At 59.5% G+C, this 12,853-nt stretch carries 15 protein-coding genes; 5 read left to right on the plus strand and 10 right to left on the minus strand.

What is annotated here, in order from left to right; all coding sequences use genetic code 11:
- Positions 1–17 precede the first annotated feature (17 nt).
- Entirely contained in the window at positions 18–737 is a 720-nt protein-coding gene (locus AC1Q5O_RS16270) for a nucleotidyl transferase AbiEii/AbiGii toxin family protein (protein ID WP_492564291.1), read from the plus strand.
- Between the two features lie 9 nt (positions 738–746).
- Here the strand turns inward: AC1Q5O_RS16270 and mazF are convergent, their stop codons facing one another.
- From mazF to hmgA, 5 genes are all read right to left on the minus strand, one after another.
- Positions 747–1,082 carry an endoribonuclease MazF gene (gene mazF, locus AC1Q5O_RS16275; RefSeq protein ID WP_492564293.1) on the minus strand — a complete coding sequence of 112 codons (336 nt, stop codon included), beginning with the start codon at positions 1,080–1,082 and terminating at the stop codon, positions 747–749.
- A complete protein-coding gene (locus tag AC1Q5O_RS16280) occupies positions 1,082–1,324 on the minus strand; it encodes an AbrB/MazE/SpoVT family DNA-binding domain-containing protein (protein WP_223614623.1) in 243 nt (80 codons plus the stop codon). Before AC1Q5O_RS16280 ends, mazF begins: the two co-directional genes overlap by 1 nt.
- Before the next feature lie 64 nt (positions 1,325–1,388).
- Positions 1,389–2,033, minus strand: a complete 645-nt coding sequence (gene maiA / locus AC1Q5O_RS16285; protein ID WP_492564296.1) for a maleylacetoacetate isomerase — start codon at positions 2,031–2,033, stop codon at positions 1,389–1,391.
- Positions 2,033–3,055: a fumarylacetoacetate hydrolase family protein gene (locus tag AC1Q5O_RS16290; RefSeq protein WP_492564298.1), complete on the minus strand. Its 1,023-nt coding sequence runs from the start codon at positions 3,053–3,055 to the stop codon at positions 2,033–2,035. Before AC1Q5O_RS16290 ends, maiA begins: the two co-directional genes overlap by 1 nt.
- Complete coding sequence (gene hmgA / locus AC1Q5O_RS16295) at positions 3,052–4,368, minus strand: homogentisate 1,2-dioxygenase (RefSeq protein ID WP_492564300.1); 1,317 nt, start codon at positions 4,366–4,368, stop codon at positions 3,052–3,054. The genes AC1Q5O_RS16290 and hmgA overlap by 4 nt, the downstream gene beginning before the upstream one ends.
- Before the next feature lie 74 nt (positions 4,369–4,442).
- On the opposite strand from hmgA, the gene AC1Q5O_RS16300 reads away from it, so the two are divergent.
- Entirely contained in the window at positions 4,443–4,910 is a 468-nt protein-coding gene (locus tag AC1Q5O_RS16300) for a MarR family winged helix-turn-helix transcriptional regulator (RefSeq protein WP_492564302.1), read from the plus strand.
- Positions 4,911–4,928: 18 nt separating this feature from the next.
- Here the strand turns inward: AC1Q5O_RS16300 and AC1Q5O_RS16305 are convergent, their stop codons facing one another.
- From AC1Q5O_RS16305 to AC1Q5O_RS16325, 5 genes are all read right to left on the minus strand, one after another.
- Positions 4,929–6,398, minus strand: a complete 1,470-nt coding sequence (locus tag AC1Q5O_RS16305) for a M81 family metallopeptidase (RefSeq protein WP_492564304.1) — start codon at positions 6,396–6,398, stop codon at positions 4,929–4,931.
- A gap of 22 nt (positions 6,399–6,420) precedes the next feature.
- Positions 6,421–6,789 (minus strand): RidA family protein, encoded by a 369-nt coding sequence (locus tag AC1Q5O_RS16310; RefSeq protein ID WP_463012862.1) that lies wholly within the window; start codon positions 6,787–6,789, stop codon positions 6,421–6,423.
- 19 nt (positions 6,790–6,808) lie between these two features.
- The gene (locus tag AC1Q5O_RS16315; RefSeq protein ID WP_288192171.1) at positions 6,809–7,636 is read right to left on the minus strand and encodes a carbohydrate ABC transporter permease; all 828 of its coding nucleotides are present in this window, start codon (positions 7,634–7,636) and stop codon (positions 6,809–6,811) included.
- Positions 7,633–8,502 (minus strand): carbohydrate ABC transporter permease, encoded by an 870-nt coding sequence (locus AC1Q5O_RS16320; RefSeq protein ID WP_403181708.1) that lies wholly within the window; start codon positions 8,500–8,502, stop codon positions 7,633–7,635. The genes AC1Q5O_RS16315 and AC1Q5O_RS16320 overlap by 4 nt, the downstream gene beginning before the upstream one ends.
- Before the next feature lie 96 nt (positions 8,503–8,598).
- On the minus strand, positions 8,599–9,828 hold the full coding sequence (locus tag AC1Q5O_RS16325; protein ID WP_403181714.1) for an ABC transporter substrate-binding protein: 1,230 nt from the start codon (positions 9,826–9,828) through the stop codon (positions 8,599–8,601).
- A gap of 281 nt (positions 9,829–10,109) precedes the next feature.
- Between AC1Q5O_RS16325 and AC1Q5O_RS16330 the strand changes: the two genes are divergently transcribed.
- The 3 genes from AC1Q5O_RS16330 to AC1Q5O_RS16340 are packed head-to-tail and all read left to right on the plus strand — an operon-like array spanning position 10,110 to position 12,853.
- Positions 10,110–10,901, plus strand: a complete 792-nt coding sequence (locus AC1Q5O_RS16330) for an SDR family oxidoreductase (RefSeq protein WP_492564307.1) — start codon at positions 10,110–10,112, stop codon at positions 10,899–10,901.
- Position 10,902: 1 nt separating this feature from the next.
- On the plus strand, positions 10,903–11,970 hold the full coding sequence (locus AC1Q5O_RS16335) for an ABC transporter ATP-binding protein (RefSeq protein WP_492564309.1): 1,068 nt from the start codon (positions 10,903–10,905) through the stop codon (positions 11,968–11,970).
- A 1-nt stretch (position 11,971) separates the two neighbouring features.
- Positions 11,972–12,853, plus strand: coding sequence for a MurR/RpiR family transcriptional regulator (locus AC1Q5O_RS16340; protein ID WP_346306186.1), 882 nt, complete (start codon positions 11,972–11,974; stop codon positions 12,851–12,853).

Consider the following 12,853-nt stretch of genomic DNA (forward strand, 5'->3'; position numbering starts at 1 on the left):
AACGTGATCGGAAAGTCATGCGGGAATTCAAGAGACAGGAACATCGCGTCATCGTTGAAGCGCTTGGGCTGATGGATCATGCATTCCTGTCTGCCAATCATTGCTGGTTTGGTGGTGGCACGGCAATTGTTCTCAAACTTGGCGAATACCGGCAATCCCTGGACGTTGATTTTCTCTGCTCCGATGCGGATGGATACCGTGAGCTGCGTTCAGCCGCGGTGGAAAAGGGATTGCGGGCGTTTTTCCCGGAACCGGTTGAATCCTTGCGCAGCTTCAAGATTGACCAGTATGGCCTGCGGGCCGCCTTGCTGTTGCATGGCCAGACCATAAAATTTGAGATTATCCGCGAAGCGCGCATCGACGTGCAGGGCCATTTCGATGAGCAGATCGGCATCTCCACTCTTGTTGTCGCGGACATGTTCGCCGAAAAGCTCCTGGCGAATGCAGATCGCTGCCACGACCGGTCGATTGCATATCGTGATGCGATCGATCTTGGAATGTTGGTTCGACGTTATGGGTCTATTCCCGATGCAGCTGTCCAAAAGACCACAAAGGCCTATGGTCAGGACATCGAACGCAAACTTGGATGGGTTGTAAACCGGCTCCAGGATGGCAAGGAATTGCACTATGCTGCTGATGTTCTGCAGATGGATATGAGCGATGTTTTCGAAGGCATTGCTGCACTGAAAAGCGAAGTGGCCCGCATTTGGCCGGAAGGCCGTGTAGAAGCCGAATAGGCGTTGTCTCTAGCGCTTGCCGATCAATGCGGCGGCCTTGCTGCGGATTTCGGCAAGTTCTGCTGCCAACACGCTACCCTTGTGCATTGCGCGCCGAACGCGCCAGTCGAGACTCTTGATCTGATCGGCGAGGACTACGCCTGGCCGTTCACCTGCGATCAGCACTTCGAACGGATACCCTTTGATCTGCGTGGTCATGGGGCAGCACAGCATGAGCCCGGTCTTGCCATTATAACTGGCAGGGCTGAGCACGACGGCGGGACGATGTCCGGCCTGTTCATGACCAGCCTGGGGATTGAAATGCAGCCACACGATGTCACCGGCATCGGGTACGTAGGCCGGCATCAAAAGGATTCCTTGCCGACGGCAGTGCCAAAGTCGGCTTCGGAATGCATGTTCTCGGATGTGACGCCCTCGATCAGCTGATCCAGGTCATATTCGGCCTGACGGACCGGCTCGATGATGATCAGGCCATCTTCTTCACGCACATCAACCACCGTGTCGAGTTGCAGCCGCGCTGCAACCATGACAGCGGCCGGGATGCGCACCGAAGCACTGTTCCCCCATTTCTTCACGGTCACACGCATAGTCAACTCCTTGTATCATCATTGTCGATACAATGACGGGTTCCGCTTAATGTGTCAACAATGTCTATACGTCAGGCTTGGCTTTATCCGGATGTGCTGCCACGAACGCCTTGAGTTTTTCGCAGCGACTGGAGATGGCATTGACCCGTTTCAACCCTGAGATATCAGCGCCCCAGCGGCGGGCATTGTAGACCTGCGGCACAAGACAGAAATCGGCCATGCCCGGCTTGTCGGCATGGCAGAACTTGCCGGTATCCGGATTGTCGAGGAGCCGTTCGAAGGCTTCCAGTCCTTGTGCGATGAACTTCTGCATCCAGGCGCCGCGCGCTGCATCGCCGCCCCCGGTGATATCCATGACATGCGCGGTCACACCCATATTGCAGACCGGGTGAATATCCATGGCAATGGCATAGGACAGCGCCCGCACGCGTTGCCTGCCTGCCGGATCGGGCGGGAGAAACGCCGCATCAGGATAAATCTCATCGAGATATTCGATGATGGCCAGAGACTGTGTCATCATCCTGCCGTCCATGGCCAGCGTCGGAACGAGGCCTTGCGGGTTGCGGCTCAGATTGTCCGGTTGTTTGTGCTCGCCCTTCAGCAGATTAACCGGAACGGTTTCATAGTTCAGCTTGAGGCTTTGCAGGGCAATCCGCACCCGGTAGCTTGCCGACGAGCGCCAATAGTCAAAGAGGACGAGCCCGTTCATCACTCGGAGTCCGTTTGATAGCGTGTCACCTGCTGCTCGATGGCGCCGAAAACGGAATGGCCGGCATTGTCTTTCATTTCAATGCGCACCGTGTCGCCAAACTGCATGAATGCCGTCTTCGGGGCGCCGTGATTGATCGTCTCGATCATGCGGATTTCCGCGATGCAGGAATAGCCTGCCCCGCCCTCCGCGACGGGTTTGCCCGGTCCACCATCCAGCTTGTTGGAAACGGTGCCGGAACCGATGATCGTACCCGCCGACAGCGGACGGGTTTTGGCCGCGTGGGCAATCAGAACCGGGAAATCGAAGGTCATATCGAGGCCCGCATTGGCCCGGCCGAACGGCTTGCCATTGTAGTCGACACTGAGCGGCAGATGCACCTTGCCGCCGTCCCACGCCTCGCCCAGTTCATCCGGCGTGACCGCAACCGGCGAGAAAGCCGAAGAGGGTTTCGACTGGAAGAAACCGAAACCTTTGGCGAGTTCCGCCGGGATCAGCCCGCGCAGGCTGACATCGTTGACCAGCATGATGAGGCGGATGGCACTGCGTGCCTGATCGGGCGTCGCACCCATAGGCACATCGTCGACAATGACAGCCACTTCGCCTTCCATGTCGATGCCATAGGCTTCGTCGGCCATGACGATCGGCGCGCGGGGGCTGAGAAAACTGTCGGAGCCTCCCTGATAGATCAGCGGATCGGTCCAGAAGCTCTCGGGCATCTCCGCCCCGCGGGCCTTGCGTACCAGTTCGACATGGTTGACGTAGGCCGATCCATCCGCCCATTGAAAGGCGCGCGGCAATGGTGACAGCACCTCGTGCTCATGAAAACGCTCGGAAGGGACGGCCCCGTGGTCGAGGCTTTCGGCCAGCGCTTCCAGATGCGGTGCAATGCGCGCCCAGTTGTCGAGTGCGGATTGCAGGGTGGGTGTGAGAAACGACGCATCGGTGAAACGGGTCAAATCCCTGGACACGATGACGAGCCTGCCGTCCCGCGTTCCATTGTTCAAAGATGCAAGTTTCATTCGGACCAGTCTCCTTCGGGTGTGCCGTTGAACCGCTTCTTCAGGTCCGTCCAGCAATCGGCATAATTGTCCTGCAGCGAGTCCAGTTCCGCCGCAAACCGCGTGAGATGCTGCGGGAAACGGGTTTCGAACATGAAGGCCAGGGTATTCTCCAGCTTGTGCGGCTTCAGTTCCACAGTCGATGCCTTGTTGAAGCCCATCGTATCCGGCCCGTGCGGCAGCATCATGTTGTGCAGGCTCATGCCTCCCGGAACGAACCCCTCCTCCTTGGCGTCGTACTGACCATAAACCAATCCCATGAATTCCGACATGATGTTGCGATGATACCATGGCGGGCGGAAGCTGTGTTCGGCAACCAGCCAGCGCGGCGGGAAAATGACGAAATCCACATTGGCGGTGCCTTCCTCGCCGGATGGCGCGGTCAGTACCGTAAAGATCGACGGATCGGGATGGTCGAAGAGGATGGCGCCCACCGGCGAAAAGGTGCGCAGGTCGTACTTATACGGCGCGTAATTGCCATGCCATGCCACCACGTCGAGCGGGGAATGGCCGAGATCCGTCCGATAGAACTTGCCGCACCATTTCACATGCAGGCGGCACGGGGTTTCCTTGTCCTCATAGGCGGCAACGGGCGTCTTGAAATCGCGCGGGTTGGCGAGGCAATTGGCGCCGATCGGCCCGCGATCCGGCAGCGCGAATTTCGCCCCGTAGTTTTCGCAGATATAGCCGCGGGCTTCGCCGTCAAGGGCAGCGACCTTGAACACCATGCCGCGTGGGATGATGCAGATTTCCGAGGGCTCGATCTCGATGATGCCCATCTCGGTGAATACCCGCAGGCGGCCCTTTTCCGGCACCAGCAGCATTTCGCCATCGGCATTGAAGAAGTAGTCGTCCTCCATGTCGCGATTGAACGCATAGACATGGGCGGCCATGCCGGTCTGGCCGTGCACGTCGCCGGCCGTGGTCATGGTGCGGATGCCGTCGATGAAATTCACCGGCTCCTGCGGCATGGGTGTCGGATTCCAGCGCAGCTGGCCGATGGGCAGCTCGTGATCGTCAAGATTGGGCGCAGTCTTCCAGTCCTTGCGCGACGTGGGCGTGAAACGTCCCGAATGTTTGACTGACGGCCGGATGCGGTACAGCCAGGAGCGTTCGTTGATGCCGCGCGGCGCGGTGAAGGGCGAGCCGGAGAGCTGTTCCGCGTAGAGACCATAGGCACAGCGCTGCGGCGAGTTCTGCCCCTGCGGCAGCGCGCCGGGGAGCGATTCGGTTTCAAAGTCATTGCCGAAGCCCGGTATGTAGTGAAGGGTCATGATCAATCCTCCCGATCTATTTAGTTGCATTTGTGACGATCTTTTTTGTAACTATCAACGGCAAAGGAGATCAAATGACCGGGAAACAGAATGAGGCGGCAATGTCGCCGCTGGTGCTGGAGGATTTCATTCCCTACCGGCTGAACAAGGCAGCGGAGGCGATCAGCCAGCGCTTTGCCAGCCAGTACCGTGATGAATATGGCCTGACGCGGCCGGAATGGCGCACGCTGGCAACGCTTGGTCAATTCGGGGCGCTGTCGGCGACGGCCATCGGTGCACATTCATCCATGCACAAGACAAAGGTCAGCCGGGCGGTGTTTTCACTGGAGCAGCGCCATTGGCTCAAGCGCAAGCGCGACGACGCCGACCGCCGCACGGAACATCTGGAACTGACGCCTGCGGGACGCAAGGCGTATCAGCATCTGGCGACGATGGCGCACGATTATGAGGCCGAGCTCTTTGCCAGGCTCGGCGAACGCGGCGCCAAAGAACTGAAGGCGGGATTGGCGGCGCTGGAAGCCTACTACCGGCAGGGCCGGTAGCAGCAGGTTGCATGCCGATCAGAATGGCATGTCGATCCGCGGCCAGATTTCGCGGGACAATTTCCGGTAATCGGTCTTCTTCGGGTTCGATGGATAGGGCGCGCCCGCATCGATATAGATGATCTCGGCTGCGACCGGCTCGAAACCCGCATGGAAATGGTTGGTCGACTTGACCAGCAGGATATCCTTGGCAGCGGGTTCGATGCCAAGATTGGAAAAAATGTCAGGCTCGAATGTCTGGGTGCGATTGGTATTGAGGATGACCTCGATATCCGTGCCTTCGAGACGAATGACGGCGGCCGGTCCAAGGGTGACCCGGCTTTTGCCAAAACTCTGCCAGCCTTCCTGCACGGCCTTCACGACTTCCACCCGGGCATCCAGCGGTGCGCCGCCATCCGGCCCCGCCTTGCCGCCGAAGCGCAGCTGAATCCGTGCGCCCTCGCCGGCTGCGAGACAGAACGTGACGGCAATCGGATCCCAGATCGTTGCCACGGCCACGTTATCGATGCCGCGTTCGATGATGCGGCGCAGGATCAGCGTGCCATCTCCGGCAACACCGCCGCCCGGATTGTCCCAGACATCGGCGACAACCACCGGCTTTCCGGTCCTTTGCGCAGCCAGAGCCACAGCTTTGTCGAGCCCGGCTTCCGTATCGAGCATCGGCATGGCGGTGCGGCCGCGCATGCCGAAAATTTCCATGCCGAGGGATTCAGCCAATGCCTCGCCACGCGGTGCATCATTGTCGGTGACGACCATGACCTGTGTGCCCAATTCCGGCACGTCGCCCGCCATGAAGCCATGGATCAGTGAGATGGAGAGAATATTGTTCTTGCCCTGCAAGGCTTGAATACGGTCGACGAAGGAACGCATCGGTTCGCGGCTCGTCGGGAAAACCCCGATCATGCGGCAATCGAAGGTGGAGATGACCGGCTTGATCTCGCCGCGCAGCGTGCGCAGCGCGAGATCGACGACGTGTTCGCCGCGCTCGTAGAAATCCGTATGCGGGAATTCTAGGAAGGCGGCGAGAATGTTGGAATTTTCCACGCGTTTGCGTGTCAGATGGCTGTGCGGATCAAGTTCCGATGCAATGAGCACGTCAGGGCCGACAATCGCGCGGATGCGCTCGAGCAGATCGCCTTCGCAATCATCATAGCCCTGGGCGACCATGGCCCCGTGCAGGCCAAGAATGACCGCGTCGACAGGCAAAGCCGCTTGCAGCTGGCCGAGAATTTCGTCGCGCAATTCCTCATAGGCCCGCTGCTGCAAAAGCCCGCCGGGTTCGGCCCAGGTCGCGGTGCCCTCGATGAGTTCAAAGCCTTCCTCCCGTGCGCGGCGGCGCAGAACCACCATGGGAGCCGAGCACAGCGTCGGTGTTTCCGGGTGTTCGCCGGGACCCGCATAGAAGGCCATTTCAAAACTGGCGCGGTCGGTTGGAACCGGCGAAAACGTATTGGTTTCCGTCGCGAAGGAGGCGGTGAAGATGCGCATGGAAATGCCTGTTCTTTATGTATCAGAGGGGCTTGTAGGCAATGGCTTCGATTTCGATCTTGATGTCGATCATCAGGCGCGATTCAATCGTGGTGCGGGCTGGCGGGTTCTGCGGAAAATAGGTCGCGTAGGTCTTGTTGAAGGCGGCAAACTCGCGCGCATCTTCGAGAATGACGAAGGTCTTCACCACATCGGACAGATCCGCACCGGCCAGCGCCAGCGCTGTCCTGATATTCTCCATCACCTGCTTTGTCTGTGCTTCGATGCCGCCGGTGATGACGGTGCCATCGGCGCCGACCGGGACCTGGCCGGAAATGTAGATGAAATCCCCGGCGCGGACGGCCGGTGACAGCGGCACATGCGATGATCCGAAATGCTGTTTTGTCATGATGTTCAATTCCTGTGCTTGGTTACTTGACGGCGCCGATGGAAAGCCCGCGCACCAGATAGCGCTGCAGCCACGCAAAGAGAATGGCGACCGGAACGGATGCCACAAATGCCGCAGCCATGACGTAGTGCCAGTCGACCGTGTAGCGGCCGGCGACAAGCGACAGCACGCGGATCGGCAGGGTGTAGTTCTCTTCCTTGCGCAGCATGGTGAGCGCGATGACGAACTCGTTCCAGGCATTGATGAAGGTGAAGATGGCGGTGACGACCATTGCCGGGACGGCGAGCGGCAGGAAGACGCTGCGCAGTGTGCGCCAGCGGTTTGCCCCTTCCATCCATGCGGCTTCTTCGAGATCGCGTGGAATTGTGGAGAAATAGCTCTGCAGCATCCACACGCAGAAGGCGATGTTGAAGCCCGTATAAATGATGACAAGCACATTCAGGTTGTCGATCATCCCGGCATTGGCCACGAGCCGGAACAGGCCGATGACCAGCACGATGGGCGACAGCATCTGCGAGACGAGCAGAAATTGCCGGTAGGCGTTGCGGCCGGCAAACTGGTAGCGGCTGAGGGCATAGGCGGCGGGAATGGAGACGACGATGGTCAGCAAGGTCGACAGCGTCGATACATAGAGCGAATTGGCGAGCGCCGACGCAATGCCGGAGGTCTGCCACATCTCCGAAAAGTTCTGCCAGTGCAGCTCTTCCGGCCACCAGGTTGGGTTGAGCACTTCCGTTGCCGATTTGAGCGAGGTGATCGTCATGACGACATAGGGAAAGAGGATCACCACGACGATCGGCGACAGGAACAGCCAGAACAGGAGGGAGCGCTTGAGCTTGCTGTTCATCATGCCTTCTCCTCGCGCATGGCCAGCCGCACATAGATGAGCGTGAAGACCAGAAGGATGGCGAACATGATCAGCGAGATCGCCGCTGCCTCGCCGAGGCGCCCCAGGCGGAAGCCGAGCTCGTAGAGATAGGTCACGAGAATATGGGTCGAATTGGCAGGCCCGCCCTGCGTGGTCACCCAGATGATCGGGAAAGAGTTGAAGACGTAGATCGTGTTGAGCACGAACGCGATATTGATGAAGGGCCGTAACAGGGGAAGCGTGATCAGTCGGAACTGGTCCCAGCGCCCTGCCCCTTCCGTGGCCGCCGCCTCATAGAGATCATCGGGAACCGACGACAGGCCGCCGAGGAAGATGGTCACCGTAAACGGCACTGACACGAGGATGCCGATCAGGATCTGCATCGGAAAGGCGGTGGACGCCTCGGCCAGCCACTGGATATTGCTGCCGATCAGGCCGAGATCACGCAGCGCCGAATTCAGCATGCCGCTTTCGCCGTTGAGAGCCCAGCGCCAGACCACGGCGGTCATGGTCAGCGAGATCGCCCAGGGCAGCATGATGAGGATGCGGGCAATGCCGCGCCCATAGAAATCCTCGTTGAGGATCAGCGCGATGGGGACCGATACGATCAGCGTGCCAAGCACGACGCAAACGGTCCAGACCAGCGTGCGCCAGGTTGCGGCGATGAAATCCGGATCGGCGAACAGCACGCGGAAATGCTCAAGCCCGACGAACTCGCGCAGCATGCCGAAACGGTTCACGTCGTGCAGCGACAGCGAGACGATTTCCTTCAGCGGCCAGAGGATGATGGCGGCTGCCAGAATGAAGCTGGGCAGGATGAGAAAATAGGGGGCCGTTGCCCGTTGCATAAGCGTGCGTTCCTTGACCGGAGAATATGGGACCGGAGAATATGGCGTCTGAAGGACGGAGCGGGAAAGCGGCTAGGCCGCTCTCCCGCGGCCGGCTTATTTCAGCGTCGCGTTGATCTTGGCAGCCGCTTCCTTCAGCGTTGCCTCGGCCTCGCCCTGGCCAAGATAGATCTTCTGCACGGCATTGGACGTTGTCTTGGCGATGTCCTCCCAGCCCGGAATGACCGGTGCAAACCGGGCATTTGGCAGCAGCGAGGTGAAGACCTTCAGATCGGCATTATCGGCGAAATAAGGGTCCTTCGCTTCTTCCGCGTTGACCGGCAGGAAGCCTTCGATCTTGTCGAACTTGGTGCGCTGTTCCTTGGTGAAGATGAAGTCAAGGAACTTCCAGGCCGCTTCCTTGTTCTTGGAATTCTCGAACAGAACGATGGAGTCGGTTACGCCATAGGTGCCCTTGTCGCCGCCCGGACCCGCCGGGATGGGTGCCACGCCATAGTTGAGCTTCGGCGCTTCGGTCTTGATCTGGCCGGAGAGGAACGGTGCGGTGATGACCGTTGCCACCTTGCCCTGCTTGAACAGGTTCTGCACATCTTCACGCGAATAGGAGGTCACGCCCGGCTGGGTCAGGCCCTCATCGATGAAGCTCTTGTAAAGCTTGGCGGTGTCGATGGCCGCCTTTGAATCGAGGCCGGATTTGCCACCCTTGACGATTTCGCCGCCATTCGACCACATGCCGTAGTAGAAATAGACGTCCGTCTCGATTTCCTTGCCCTGCAGACCGAAACCATAGGTCTCGCCGCCGAGCTTCTTGATCTTTTCCGCATCGGTCTTGAAGTCAGCCCACGTCGCGGGCGGCGCGCTGATGCCGGCCTTGGCGAAAATATCCTTGTTGTAGTACATCGCGCGCGCCGAGGCGGCGACCGGCAGGCCGTAGACCTTGCCGTTCATGACCGACGGCGTCAGGAACGTGTCGATGAAGCGGGCCTTGAAGTCCGGTTTGATGTGCTCGTCAAGCGGCGCAACGATGCCTTCCGACACATAGTCGAGCAGCCAGCGTGTGCCGATGATGGAAAGATCGGCATTGGCGCCGGCCGAAATATCGGTGGTCAGCTTCTGCTGCAGGCTGTCCCACGGCACGACCTCGATCTGGATTTTGACATCGGGATTGGCGGCTTCAAACGCCTTGGCCGCTTCCTGGAAATAAGGGCCCGTGCCCTTGCTGTATTCGGCGATGGTGACACGCACGGTGCTTGCGGCAAAGGCGCTGCTGCTGAAGGCAACGATGCTTGCTCCGGCAAGAAGGCATAGTTTCTGTTTGAACGTCATTGTCATTCCCCTTGTTATCGCCGCAGTCACACGGCGTTTGTTTGTGTCCGCGAACCGTCTTCGGCGGGTAGGCTCCTTCGCCTCCCGCAAGCCGCTTCTTCCAACCAGCCTCTCTATCTTCAAATGTAATTTAATTTCATGCAAGCGAATTTTGCATCGTTTTGATGTATTTTTATGTTGCTTTTTTTCACGCATCGCCATTAGCTGGGCAACAGGCGGTAGAATCCGCGAGAGATTGTCCGCAGAAGCGGGCCAATGATACGGGAACAGATGAACGCGCAATGACCTCACCCAATTTGCATGATTTCTATGGACTAAAAGGCAGGCAGGTGCTGATCACCGGTGCCGGAGGCGGTATCGGCCAGGCATTGATTGCAGCCTTCACCGCTGCGGGGGCCGTCGTCTCGGGTGCCGACAGGACGGATGCGGCATTGGAAAACCTGCCCCTCGCCCATCGTCTTGTTTTTGAACTCACGGACCGCGCCGGCATCGCAAAGGCCGTCGGTGATTTCATCGGCGAGAACGGTGCGCCTGACGTGCTGGTCAACAATGCCGGCTTCACCCGCGGCGAAACACTGGATCAGGTGGATGGCGACGTCTGGGATCGCGAGATTGCGGTCAACCTAAATGGTGCCTTTCATGTGACGGCGCCGGTCGTCGAAGCCATGGCCAGACGCGGCAGCGGCAATGTGGTGTTCATATCGTCGGTCAATGGCCTGTTGCATTTCGGCAACCCGGCCTATTCGGCTGCCAAGGCCGGGCTTATCTCCTATGTGAAGGCGCTGGCCGTGGAGCGCGGACGGTATGGCATCCGAGCCAATGCGGTCTGCCCCGGCTCGGTGCGCACACCCGCATGGGATCATCGCCTCGCCAGTCAGCCGGAACTCCTGGCGAAAGTCTTGCCGCACTATCCGCTCGGGCGCATGGTGACACCGGAAGAAGTGGCACATGCCGTCCTGTTTCTGGCTTCCTCGGCAGCATCTGGAATAACAGGCACGGCGCTGGCCGTGGATGCCGGGTTGACGTCAGGCAATCTGCGCTTCATCAACGACGTTCTTGCGGGAGAAGACTGACATGGCCGGACTTCAGATCAAACAACTCGTCAAATCCTACGGAGCCATGAGCGTTCTGCATGGCATCGATCTTGAGGTGCGTGACGGCGAGTTCCTCGTTCTCATCGGCCCTTCCGGCTGCGGCAAGTCCACGCTTCTGCGCATGATTGCCGGTCTCGACGATATTTCTTCGGGGGAGCTATGGATCGGCGATCGCCTGACCAATGGCCTCGCGCCGCAGCAGCGCAACATTTCAATGGTCTTCCAGAGCTATGCGCTGTTCCCGCATATGACGACGCGCAAGAATATCGGCTTTGGCCCGAAAATCCGGCGCGAGGCGGGAAGCGTTATCGATGCCAAGGTGAACAAGGCAGCGGAAACGCTCAACCTGCACAACTATCTCGACCGGCTGCCGCGCCAGCTTTCGGGCGGCCAGCGCCAGCGCGTTGCCATGGGCCGGACCATCGTGCGGGAACCCGACCTGTTTCTGTTCGATGAACCGCTGTCCAATCTGGATGCAAAACTGCGCGTGCAGATGCGCACGGAAATCAAGGCGCTGCATCAGCAGCTCAAGACAACCATCGTCTATGTGACGCACGACCAGATCGAGGCCATGACCATGGCGGACCGGATCGTGGTGATGAATGGCGGCCGCATCGAACAGATCGGCTCGCCGCTCGAACTGTATGACCAGCCCGCCAACAAATTCGTCGCCGGTTTCCTTGGCTCGCCCGCCATGAGCTTCATTCCCGGTACGCTGGAGCGGGGTGACGGGATGGTGCGGATGCGGACATCGGACGGTTTCGCGATCCCGGTTGGTGATACGACGGCCGCTTCCGGTCAGCCGATTGAGGTGGGCATCCGTCCGGAACATTACCGCCTGGCGGCCAGCGGTCAGGGTTTCCCTTATAAAGTTGCCGTGATCGAGCCGACCGGCTCGGAAACGCATCTTTTCGGCACGATTGCCAACGTGGATGTGCGCGCGGTGTTCCGTGATCGCATCGCGCCGGAGCCGGGCAGCCAGATGATGCTGACGGTTGATCCCGGCAAGGTGCACGTCTTCGACGGGAAAACCGGAAACCGGATCTGACATGGCTTCGCCGCTTTTTGACATCGTTGCCCGGTTGCGCGAGATCGCCGAGAATGGCCAGCGCTCCGATCAAAGGGTGGCGGCCGCCGTTCTGGCGGATGCGGATTTTGCCACCCATGCGTCCATCGAAAAGCTGGCGGAAAAGGCCGGGGTCAGCGAGCCGACGATTACCCGTTTCTGCCGCTCGCTCGGCTTCGAAGGCACCCGCGATTTCAAGGTGGGACTTGCCCAGTCCCTGGCGGTTGCCGGGCGGTTCATCTCGGTCAATGCCGCCGATGGTTCGGCGAGCCATGGCATTCCGTCCATCATAGCAACCAGTGCCGTCAGTGCGATTGAAACGGTGACCAATCTCATCGACCGGGCAAGTCTCGACCGCGCCGCGGCTATCGTTGCCGGTGCCGGCATGGTTCGTGCCTACGGGTCGGGCGGTGCCTCGTCGATGGCCGCGACCGAACTCGAAAACCGGTTGTTCCGGTTGGGTCTTCCGGCCTCCTCCCATATCGATGGTGAAATGCAGCAGATGACCGCTGCTACCAGCAACAGGGATACGGTCATCGTCGCCTATTCCCTGTCCGGCGAAGTCAAGCCGGTCATCGACGCGGTGACCATTGCCGGGCGCTACGGGGCAAAGACAATTGCCTTCACGGCGGCTAAGTCGTCCCTCGCGGCCGCGGCGCAACTGGTCTTGCCTTTTCACATCGAAGAAGGCACGAATGTCTACCGGCCCTCACCTGCCCGCTATGCCCTGCTTGCCCTCACCGATATGCTGGCCATGAGCGTGGCGGAAAAAATCGGCGCGCCCGCAGTGGAACGCATGCGCCGGATCAAGAATCTTCAGGGCATGCAAAAGAGCGATGCACCCAACCTTCCGCTTGGAGACTGA

It is taken from the genome of Phyllobacterium sp. MT110, from assembly GCF_058792715.1.